The following is a 2,247-nucleotide window of genomic DNA, read 5'->3' on the forward strand; positions in this document are numbered from 1 at the left end:
GGCCCGTGTCGATCACCAGCCGCGCCGCCTCACGGCGATACTCCGGCGTATAAGTCTTCCTCTTGCTTGTGCCCATCACGGACATCCTCCCCGACAGGCCCGCAAACACGCGAAACCCGCCTGGTCAGTGTCCGGAATTCGGGGTCAACCTCAGTAGCGAGGTCTCGCTTCACCCTTGGCCGCTAGTTCAGTATCCGGCCATTTACTATCAGATCGTCGAAGCCGCAGCGGTTGAACACGTGATGGTCCAGTCGACAAAGCTAGGACCACCCTTCATCCTCGAAGACGGCGACTCCGCGTATGCGTCTGCTGATCGGGCCGGATTGTTCAACAGGATGAATCGAGAACGTCTAAAGCCTGGCTTGGAGCGCGGGTACCTTGTGGATTCGAATCGGTCGCCAGTGTTGTTGTGGCAACCTGGGCTCGGCACCGCGTCGGGGTTGGGAACGAGCTCGATCGGATCCCAGGCGGACTCGATGAGGTCGGTCTCCGTCGAATATGAGCGCTGGGTGAATCGAGTTATGGGCTGGATTCGGCGTCGCGGCACGAGGGTGTGGGGGATCGAGCGATCGGCTGTTCGGCCGGACCTTGATGTGGATAGTCCGTATTTGAATTCGGTTTATGCACTGCCGGGCGCGTTACGCATGCTTGAAGCAGGCGAAGCCGGACGCTGACCGTTGCCCTTCAGGAAGCCGGGCGTTTACCGGAACGAACTGACCAATCGGGGATCGCGAGGAGGGGAGCTGACCAGTGCGGCGGTACCGCAGTCGACGATCACCGAAAAGACTAGGAGCCGTCCTGGTCCCCAGCGGATTGAGCTCTCTCAAAAATGAATAGTTGACGGGCACGCCAAGCCCAGCCAAACGACACGGCGATTAAAACCACTGGAACGACGAACCACCAGGCATCAGCGTCCAGAAACAGCCTCGTGAAAGCAGCGATCACGGCAAGCGCAAAGAAGCCGGCCGAGGCCCACGCTAGGCCCTTCCAGGTGTAGCCCTTGTCCCACCATTTGTTTCGCACGGCTCCCCCCTCGGTCTAAAGAATAGATCGCCTGAGACACAAGCTTGGTCGTGCTGCCGCTGGCTGATGATGTTCGGTTCGTCGGTCCGGGCCGCGGTTCGTTTGTGCACAAGCCTCGCGCCGCGTGCGAGTTTGGATCGCGGCTATGGTGGCCAACCCTTAGCGGTCGCCGAGTTGTCTGCTAAAGCGGTCGGAGACGATCCCTGCGGCGTCGGGCGCCTCTGTTCGCCAGAATTACGGCCGTGAAGACGACGGCGAACCCGCCGAGGAGAACCGCAAGGCTTGTCCAAGGCCATCCGGAATCCGGACGGCACAAGCCTGCGCCGAGGACAAGTCCGAAGACGCCGATGAACCGAGTCAGTCGAGCCCATTTCGGTTCGTTATCAGGCTTCCGCTCCAACGAGTAATGACCCGTGGGATTGCTTTTGAAATAGAGAACGACGGAACCGAGGTAGATGAGGGTGCCGATGAGTGCGATCAGTAACCAAACCCAAGCGAAATTCATGACTTACAGACAACCACGGTTCGAGCTGCGCTGCACTGTACGAGGTCCGGACATGGGCCGGACGCCGGACCCGCAACGGGACTGTTTTATGAGCCGGTTGGCTTATCCCGTAGACCGGTTAGGAGGTCGGCCTGCTGCTTGATCGGCGGATGACCGCGAAGACAGCGCACGCCACGAGAATGATGAGTGCGCTGGCGATGAGACCGAGCCAGTTCCCGTTCTGCGCTGGCCCGATTTCAAACGTTCCTAGGATGATGCCGATGCCGATGAAACTCAGGGGAACCAAGACGGTCATGATCGCGAAGACGCGGGCGTTTGATTCGTCGCTTGCCCCGAGGGTCCCTCGGCGGCGGGCACGTATTCCTGCTACGCCGACAATTGCACCACCCAAAATGAATACGGCTAGGCCGACAAAGAGCTGCACGACGCCGCCCTTTGGCGCAGTCGTCATTAGTACGGCGCCGACGACGATCGTTACAAGGGAGAGGGCTATCGTCGAGCGTCGGTAGACGCGGCTTTGACCGGGTTCAGTGGACATTTCTAGCTTCTCAGTTCAGGGCCAGCACACGATGTAACGTCGCAATGATTCTTGTGTTGACGCCGACCGAATGTGATGCCGTTTCTGCCGATTGAAAACAGGGCCACCTAGCCACTATGGAAGGTGATCAATTTGGATGACTGGGCAAAGATTCGGCATTTGCATTCGATGGGTTTGCACT

General features: G+C 59.1%; 1 protein-coding gene. It reads right to left on the reverse strand.

Annotated features, from left to right (window positions below):
- Window positions 1-1,646 precede the first annotated feature (1,646 nt).
- Window positions 1,647-2,066, reverse strand: coding sequence for a hypothetical protein (locus B7R21_RS19185; RefSeq protein ID WP_116284856.1), 420 nt, complete (start codon window positions 2,064-2,066; stop codon window positions 1,647-1,649).
- Window positions 2,067-2,247: the final 181 nt, after the last annotated feature.

The organism is Subtercola boreus (genome assembly GCF_003399625.1).
Taxonomy (GTDB): Bacteria; Actinomycetota; Actinomycetes; order Actinomycetales; family Microbacteriaceae; genus Subtercola; species Subtercola boreus_C.

Excerpts from the sequence above, each read along its gene's own strand:
- B7R21_RS19185 (WP_116284856.1), bottom strand. The coding sequence starts at position 2,066 with ATGTCCACTGAACCCGGTCAAAGCCGCGTCTACCGACGCTCGACGATA.